Annotated in this window: 9 protein-coding genes and 1 pseudogene; all 10 read right to left on the reverse strand. The window is 41.5% G+C overall.

Annotation, left to right across the window (positions count from 1 at the left end; translation table 11 throughout):
- The coding region (locus tag LD39_RS18060; protein ID WP_035551154.1) for a hypothetical protein at nt 1-368 on the reverse strand (368 nt) is incomplete at its 3' end.
- Between the two features lie 27 nt (nt 369-395).
- Entirely contained in the window at nt 396-1,001 is a 606-nt protein-coding gene (locus tag LD39_RS18065; RefSeq protein WP_035551176.1) for a DUF1405 domain-containing protein, read from the reverse strand.
- Between the two features lie 299 nt (nt 1,002-1,300).
- Nucleotides 1,301-2,053: pseudogene (locus tag LD39_RS18070) on the reverse strand (c-type cytochrome); the annotation flags it as partial.
- A gap of 28 nt (nt 2,054-2,081) precedes the next feature.
- Nucleotides 2,082-2,756, reverse strand: coding sequence for a menaquinol-cytochrome c reductase cytochrome b subunit (gene qcrB / locus LD39_RS18075; protein WP_035551157.1), 675 nt, complete (start codon nt 2,754-2,756; stop codon nt 2,082-2,084).
- A gap of 3 nt (nt 2,757-2,759) precedes the next feature.
- The gene (locus LD39_RS18080; RefSeq protein WP_035551160.1) at nt 2,760-3,266 is read right to left on the reverse strand and encodes a ubiquinol-cytochrome c reductase iron-sulfur subunit; all 507 of its coding nucleotides are present in this window, start codon (nt 3,264-3,266) and stop codon (nt 2,760-2,762) included.
- A 131-nt stretch (nt 3,267-3,397) separates the two neighbouring features.
- Nucleotides 3,398-3,853 (reverse strand): YpiF family protein, encoded by a 456-nt coding sequence (locus LD39_RS18085; protein WP_035551163.1) that lies wholly within the window; start codon nt 3,851-3,853, stop codon nt 3,398-3,400.
- A gap of 102 nt (nt 3,854-3,955) precedes the next feature.
- A complete protein-coding gene (locus LD39_RS18090; protein ID WP_035551165.1) occupies nt 3,956-4,516 on the reverse strand; it encodes a ReoY family proteolytic degradation factor in 561 nt (186 codons plus the stop codon).
- Nucleotides 4,517-4,538: 22 nt separating this feature from the next.
- Complete coding sequence (locus LD39_RS18095; RefSeq protein WP_035551168.1) at nt 4,539-5,798, reverse strand: tetratricopeptide repeat protein; 1,260 nt, start codon at nt 5,796-5,798, stop codon at nt 4,539-4,541.
- An 18-nt stretch (nt 5,799-5,816) separates the two neighbouring features.
- Nucleotides 5,817-6,674 (reverse strand): hypothetical protein, encoded by an 858-nt coding sequence (locus LD39_RS18100; protein ID WP_035551171.1) that lies wholly within the window; start codon nt 6,672-6,674, stop codon nt 5,817-5,819.
- A 65-nt stretch (nt 6,675-6,739) separates the two neighbouring features.
- The coding region (gene aroA / locus LD39_RS18105) for a 3-phosphoshikimate 1-carboxyvinyltransferase (protein ID WP_035551173.1) at nt 6,740-7,729 on the reverse strand (990 nt) is incomplete at its 5' end.

A 7,729-nucleotide genomic window follows, 5' to 3' on the forward strand; every position in this document is an offset into this window, starting at 1 on the left:
AGTTCTGAAAGTGCCTGTTCCGTAAACACAGCTGGGTCATCATCCGTTACTGCTTCCATAAATGTAATGAAACGTTCAGAATCTCTTTTGAAGTCTTCGGTTGAACCAGTCGTCAGAGGCATCACTAAGGTCTGCCACATCTGCCTTTGTTCTCGAGTTAGTGTCTCCACATATTGTTCCATCTGAGGAAGTCTGTTATTCAGCATTCGCTCAGCCAGTTCGTATTTATCATCTGAGACTAAATATTTAAATTGAACTGTAAAAGCATCCCACTCTTGTGAAGCATGGATTTCCATTTTCCCATGATGATTGATCGGCGTAAGCGCGAACAAAACGGAACAAAGGATCATCAGGATAGCCCGTCCCATTCCACTTCTCCCCTCTCGTAAAATGTCTTACAGAGATTCTATGTGGGAAGCGGAGTGTTTAGACCGAAGATCATTATTTCTAGTAAGAAAATAGGCGATCCCGATGCTGAGAATACTTAACCAAAATGTGAAATAGCCGATTTGATCCATATACTGGACAATTGCTGGATAAACAGGCATCTGCCCAAACACATAGTCTATGACGTCATTATGAAGCGTCCATATAGCTGCAACTGCGATATGCTTAAGACGGATTGTGTAATATGGGGCATAGAGAAGACCTTGAATGGCCATGGCACCATGAGAAATAATCAACATATACCCCGTCCATGGCAGACTTCCGTACTCAATAAAAGTTAATCCATTCATTACAACCGCCCAAACGCCGTATTTGAAAAGAGTAATGATCGCCAAAGCTTCAATATACGGAGCATTTTTATTAAAAATTAAAAACCCCAGGAAAATAGTAAAAAACAAACTGGCAGTTGGACTATCAGGTACAAAAATAAGAAAGATCGGTTCTGTTATAGATAGTTGCGATTCATACCAAATATATCCATAAATCGTTCCGAAAAGATTAACAAAAAATAATACAATTAAAAATGCCTGATTGGTAAGTATGTAGGAGATCATACTTCTCATTTTGTCTTCCTCCTATAAAAGACAAGCCGCGCTCCTTGAGCACGGCTTCTTATCTTTCTTATGATATTTTATTCTTCAGAACCAGAGTCTTGACTAGAGTCAGAGTTCTCTCCAGATCCAGAATCTTGGCCAGAGTCAGAGTTCTCTCCAGATCCAGAGTCTTGTCCAGAATCAGAGTTCTCTCCAGATCCAGAATCTTGTCCTGAACCTTCGCCTCCAGAAGATCCACCCTCTTCAGAGCCACCTTCAGAAGAACCGCCTTCGCTTCCTCCACCAGAACCCGCGCTCTTGATGAATTCAGCCAGTTGCTGTAGTTCTTCATCAGATCCACCAAACACTCCTGCAGGCATCTGTCCGATACCATTAACAGCGATTTTTTTGATTTCTTCAACGGATTTCTCCGTATCGATAAGTGATGGATAACTTCCTTGTCCTTGGAGAGCGTCTCCGTGACAACTTAAACAGTTCGCTTCATAGATTGCGTAACCAGGTGCTTCTTTATCGATTTCTGATTCCACTGCTTCAATGTTAACACCGTATTTCTCTGCACGGTGTTCGTAATCCGCGTGTTGAACAGATTCATAAGTCAAGACGAATGTTGCCAAGAAACCGAGAATCATTAGTCCTACAGCAATCGGACGTTTATGCGGTCGACGTTCTGGGCCGCGATCCAAGAATGGAGCAAGCAATAAAGCACCGAAAGCTAGTCCAGGCATGACGATTGCACCGAGAACGATGAATTCTCCACCGGCAAACTCATATTTTAGAAATTGGTATAAAAATAAGAAATACCAGTCAGGCAACGGAATATAACCCGCGTTAGTCGGATCCGCCTGTTGCTCAAGCGGTGATGGGTGAGCAGCAGTCAAGATTAAGAAACCGATTAAAAACACAGATCCTACAAGCCATTCTTTCAATAAGAAGTTCGGCCAGAAGGCTTCCGTACGACCCGGATATTCCGAGTAGTCTTTTGGTAAATTGGCTTTTTGTTCAGCAGTGACACGTGAATCACCGACGAACTTCATCCCTTTTCCCCTATGCACAGCTTTCCCTCCTTTTTTAACTTACACTTTATAGTGGACCGGAAATACCTTGTTTACGGATTAAGATAAAGTGAAACGCCATCAATCCAAACAATGCAGCCGGCAAGAAGAACACGTGGATTGCAAAGAATCGTGTCAGCGTTTGCGCTCCTACGATTGATGGATCACCTGCAAGTAAGGTCCGTATTTCATCTCCGACGAATGGAGTTGCTGCGGCAATCTCAAGACCAACTTGTGTGGCGAAATATGCCTTATTATCCCAAGGTAACAGGTATCCTGTGAAACCAAGACCTAACATGACAAAGAACAATAATACTCCAATTACCCAGTTCAGTTCACGTGGCTTCTTATACGCGCCTTGGAAGAATACCCGTAATGTATGTAGAAATAACATTACGATAACTAAACTTGCGCCCCAGTGGTGCATTCCACGGACGATTTGGCCGTATGCTACCTCTCTTTGTAAATAGTAAACAGATTTCCAGGCATTCTCGATATCTGGCACGTAATACATGGTTAAAAACATACCGGATAAGATTTGGATGACCGTTATAAAAAAGGTCAATCCACCGAAACAATAAACAAAAGCTGAAAAATGGTGGGCTGGGTTAACATGTTCAGGCACTTCGTGATCGGCGATATCACGCCATAAAGGGGTAATATCGACACGCTCGTCCACCCAGTCATAAATTCTTTGCAGCATGATCTACGCCCCCTTTCTAGATTCTGCATCACCAAGATATAGCATGCCATCTTTTACTTCGTGCTTATAAATAGGTAGTGGTGCTGTTGGTGGTGTTCCAGGAACGTTCACACCATCTTTCGTGTAGCGTCCACCATGGCATGGGCAGTAGAATTGATTTGGATATTCTTCATTTGAACTCCAGTCTACTGTACAGCCCAAGTGAGTACAAATCGGTGAAAGGGCAACAATGTCGCCATTTTCGTCCTTGTACACCCATGCCGTTTTTTGAACTTCAGACTCATACCAGGCATCTACCTGATCAATCGTCCATTCGACACGTTGCGGTTCATTCGTAAGCTCATCAACAGAAACAACGGATTTTAAATCGCCGCCCTCTCGCTTCTGCAAAACGGGGTCGATCGCAAATCGAACCATCGGAGCAAGCATTCCAGCAGCCATGAAACCGCCTACACCAGTCAGTGTGTAGTTTAAAAATTGGCGACGGGATACTCGTTTTTTATCACTCATTCTTTTCCCCCCTCTATGCTGTAATCCATGCGACATGGATTGTTTACACACAGTTTACTAGGACATTACCATGATAGCGCAATCTTCAAGCCCGGTCAATAAATTATCAAACCTTGTCGTAACTTTTAGGATCACCAAAAAGCCTGGATGAATTCACTGATTTGATGGGCTTGTTCTTTTACAAAAGATTGCGTTTCTGTTGACTGGATATTACCTGACTGCATACCAGGCACCCAAAGAAGCTGTCCAGCTAAATCTTTTTCGTATTTTTTCCATTTAGGATCAAATGTAAATAAGAAAACATGTTCAAATGGCTGCTTGTTAAATTGTTCTACCCAACGATTGAGTCTCTCCACCTCATCGCTAACTCGATCATTCAAATAATAATATTCAGGAGATAAAAATACCCGGCCTTTGTATTCTTTCTCGATTAGAGATGTGAAGACTTGGTTTAACTCCCTTTGAAACGCTTGCTTGGCCATTTGCTGATTATCAGCTGGATCAAATGGGATCAAAGGTATAAGTACAGTGTCGATGTATTCTTTTTCTGGTAAGTATTTAGTAGTATCTGCTTTTATCCAACGCATAATTCATACATTCCTTTCTTTCCTACTTTTCATTGTACTAAAATTTCGAAAAAATAAAAATCAGGAAACATCCTCAGATGCTCCTGATTGTTTAATAGTGGTTTATACGAACGCTTTCAGCTCATGCTTCACCTTAGTTAGTGCTTCACATAAGTCTTTGAATTCCTCCCGTTTTCCATGAATGAGAGCTTCATCAATCTTATTTTCTATCTGTCTTTGCCTATGCTTCAACAAGCTGTGAGATAAGAGTCGATCGGCTTCGCTTTTGTCACGTTCATTCAAATAATAATCTTTAGGTAGGTAGGGGTTTTCTTCTAATACCAGAGCATACTTGGAACATTGTTGGGCCTTATCAAAATTCATTTGAATATACACAGGCTCATCTTGATTCATTCGGAGGTCATGGAATGATTTCTCTGCGTCATTAGTCATGACCTGACCTTTGTAAAAACGGAAGGGTGGATCAGAAACCCCTTGAGCACTGATTTCCATTCCACGAGGACAGAATTTGACCTCCTGAACAAAATGCACACTTGATAATAAAGATTCATGATTCATTAAATAATTGAGAATCCATACACTTTCTCTCTTCTTTAATTGGTAATGATTCAAGAACCAGCGGACAAAATCCTTTTTCTCATTGACAGAAATAGGTGTTTGCATATGCGCCCCTCCTGCGCCCTTATTAATCGTCTTGTTCCTTCAGCCTCTCTACAAAGTCCTCAACTTCTGTGTCCGTAGGGTCGATCGACAAATATTCTCCAAAGACTTGTTGAGCTTCTTTCATATGACCTTCCTCTACTAGGAAATATCCGTATGATTTCAAGAAGTCTGTGTCTTCCTTTAAGGATGGATAGGCTTGCTTATACTGTTCATAAGCTTCTTTAAATTGTTCTTCTTCCTCATAGGCTTGAGCAAGTTCCCATAAATAATTCGGATCTTCTTCACCGAATGATATAAGCTGATTAATCAGCTCGATAATCGCTTCAAAATCTGCATCTTCTTTATAATTTTCGATTAAGAATAACACGGCTTCCTTGTAGCCCGGATCAAGAGCCACAGCCTCTCTCATCAGCCTATAGCCTTCTTCCTTGTTCCCCTGTCTATGAGAAAGGGTGCCTGCCAGGTGATAGAGCTCTTTATTGAACTCATCCTTCTCAAGACCTTTCTTTGCCATTTTGTAGGCTTCATTTGGCATTCCCTCAGAATCATATGCTTGAGCCAGATGAGGATAAACGGATTGGAAATAAGGATCTTTTTCAATAAGTTCTTCCCATACCTTGATCGCAATATCATTTCTGTTTGCTTGGAAGGCCACAAATCCGTAACGGAACATTACATCCGGATTATCTTCTTCCACTTTTTGAAAGTAATCGAGAGATTTCTCAAATTCTCCATTCGCCGCATAAGCTTCAGCTAGCCTCGTCGCTACTTCAATATCACCGATGACCGGCTGATGGTGCATAGCATTTTCATAATACGGAACACTCTTCATATATTCCCCATTTGAAAACGCCAACTCTCCAAGGGCAAAATCAATAATGGCTGAATTGGGTTCGACTTGCTTAGCTGTCAGCAGCTTTTGCTCTGCTACTTCATAAAGACCTTGAGCTTGATAAAGATCTGCCAATTGAACAAGAGCTTGCAAATAGTCTTCATCTTCCGGCCCAAACTGATTCAACAGTTCAATTGCCTCATCATCTTCATCCAAATCAATATGGATCTCTGCCATCATCACTTTCAATTCCTGTTCTTTCGGATACCGTTGAATCAGTTCATGAAGAACCAATTTCGCTTCTTCAAGCATTCCCCATTGAATATAGAGTTCAGCAATGGTAAAACGCTCCTCCTCATCAGCCTCTGGTAGATACGTTGTAAGAGTGTTGATTGCTTCTTCCGTTTTATGTTCTTCCATGAGACGGACAGCTTTTTGTATTTCCTCCATGATGACATCCTTTCCTTACTACACAAAATGCTTGTGGATTTTCACTTTTATATGTGAACCAGGTTCATGATCCATAACATTCTGATTGACCTGTTTGATACTTCCGTTCATGACTGTTACTTTCGGAACAGAATTATGATATCGGAAATTACCCTGTTCATCAAACGTAAGGGTCTCATCGACAGAATATAAGTTATAATCAGCTTGACCACCTGGCAAGAAACCTCCCTTACGAGGGAAGATCCCACTATCCTTTAAATTCTGTGCAGTAACCATTTCATCGTCCTGCAAATCCGTTAATCCTATGATACCATACTGTTTGCAAAGTGAAGACCACATTTCCAGGTAGTTGTTTGACGTGTTTTTTTGATCTTTGACGATTAATGTCAAAGGAATACGTTTATGAGATTGAGCCTGCACCAACCACTCCCATTTGACTTCAACTAATTCTGCTTCCGATTTAACAACAATACATAAAAAGGGACAGCCTCTTCGAGAGAAAAAGCGTACCATTTCTGGTTGGACTACCTTTGCTTCTATGACTGGAAGGATCATGTAATCTACAGAGATCCCTCTCAATTTTTCTAAAAAAAAGTCATATAGCTCTCGATAGTGGCGTATGCTAGTCACTAGGTGTTGAATCAATAACAAGGTGCATCCTCTTTTTATGTATTCTTCAGATTTCAGAATTAATGAATCAGCGTCTTCAAGAGGATCTTTACTATCAATCATAATATGACCGGGGGTTACATAAAACCCTGTCGTATCCATGAACCTATAAAGAGCATCCCCTACTCGATCCCTGACAAACTTTTCTCCACAAACTGATACTTCCCGCTTAATTCCTTCCGTGTCCCTAAACCAATAAGCTCCCATACGATAGTGACCTCCAATAGGCTTTTTATATCGTATGAGAGCTATTACAAAACTATGAAGTTTATTTACTTTAAGACTTCATTTAAATGAGAAAAAAATGAAGGATACGAAATGTTAATGCAATCTTTATCAAGAATGGTTACAGAGGATTCACTGATCAAGGAGGCTACGGCTCCCATCATTCCAATCCTATGATCTCCGTATGAATCCACAGTTCCTCCAGCGATAGGTGTTGGCCCGTGAATAATTATTCCATCTTCACGCGCTTCTACGTTTGCCCCGAGTTGCCTCAAATTATCAACCACCGCTGAGATTCGATCTGTTTCTTTATACCTTAACTCTTCTGCGTCTTTAATAATCGTTCTCCCTTCCGCTTGGGTAGCGGCAAGAGCAATAATTGGGATTTCGTCAATCACATTAGGGATCATATCTCCCTCAATTGTAATCCCCTTCAGCGAACTTGTTTTAACGTGAACATCGCCTATGGGTTCATCACCGACGTAAGTGTGGATATTGGTCTCTATCGTTCCCCCCATACGTTTAATCACATGAATGATTCCATCACGGGTTGGATTAAGACCGACGTCTTTAATTGTCAACGAACTGTCTGGTGTGAGAGCAGCTGCAACAATGAAGAAAGCAGCTGAAGAAATATCCCCGGGAACCTTCACATCACAGGCTTTTAATTTCTGTCCACCTTGAATAGTGATGGTCGACCCTTCCACATCCAGATCGATTCCGAACTGAGGCAGAAGCATTTCTGTATGGTTTCTTGTCTGCCCCTTCTCCACAACAGTCGTTTCACCTTCAGCAAGTAAACCTGCTAATATTAGAGCAGATTTCACCTGTGCGCTTCTTACCTTAAGGGTATGTTTCGTTCCATTCAATGGAGTGCCATTGAAAGATAAAGGCAACAAAGAAGCATCTTTACGTCCTGAGATGGTTGCCCCCATATCCCTCAAAGGATGAACCACGCGATCCATCGGGCGTTTCGATAACGACACATCACCATAAGCAGTCGTGAACAAAGGCAGACCAGCCAGTACACCACTCAT

The sequence above is a fragment of the Halobacillus sp. BBL2006 genome, from assembly GCF_000786645.1.
Taxonomy (GTDB): domain Bacteria; phylum Bacillota; class Bacilli; order Bacillales; family Halobacillaceae; genus Halobacillus.